This is a genomic window from Limoniibacter endophyticus, assembly GCF_014652835.1.
Taxonomy (GTDB): Bacteria; Pseudomonadota; Alphaproteobacteria; order Rhizobiales; family Rhizobiaceae; genus Limoniibacter; species Limoniibacter endophyticus.
In genome coordinates this window covers 1-602 of sequence record NZ_BMZO01000024.1, presented here as the reverse complement: position 1 = coordinate 602, position 602 = coordinate 1, and the positions used below count along the sequence as shown (strand labels likewise).

General features: G+C 54.2%; 1 protein-coding gene. It reads right to left on the bottom strand.

Annotated elements, in window-relative coordinates; translation table 11 throughout:
* Positions 1 to 602: IS6-like element IS26 family transposase (locus IE151_RS17595; protein WP_189493047.1), on the bottom strand; the 602-nt coding region annotated here is incomplete at both ends.

The window sequence follows — 602 nt, the reverse complement described above, 5'->3', positions numbered from 1 at the left end:
AACTCTGCTTACCAGGCGCATTTCGCCCAGGGGATCACCATAATAAAATGCTGAGGCCTGGCCTTTGCGTAGTGCACGCATCACCTCAATACCTTTGATGGTGGCGTAAGCCGTCTTCATGGATTTAAATCCCAGCGTGGCGCCGATTATCCGTTTCAGTTTGCCATGATCGCATTCAATCACGTTGTTCCGGTACTTAATCTGTCGGTGTTCAACGTCAGACGGGCACCGGCCTTCGCGTTTGAGCAGAGCAAGCGCGCGACCATAGGCGGGCGCTTTATCCGTGTTGATGAATCGCGGGATCTGCCACTTCTTCACGTTGTTGAGGATTTTACCCAGAAACCGGTATGCAGCTTTGCTGTTACGACGGGAGGAGAGATAAAAATCGACAGTGCGGCCCCGGCTGTCGACGGCCCGGTACAGATACGCCCAGCGGCCATTGACCTTCACGTAGGTTTCATCCATGTGCCACGGGCAAAGATCGGAAGGGTTACGCCAGTACCAGCGCAGCCGTTTTTCCATTTCAGGCGCATAACGCTGAACCCAGCGGTAAATCGTGGAGTGATCGACATTCACTCCGCGTTCAGCCAGCATCTCCTGCA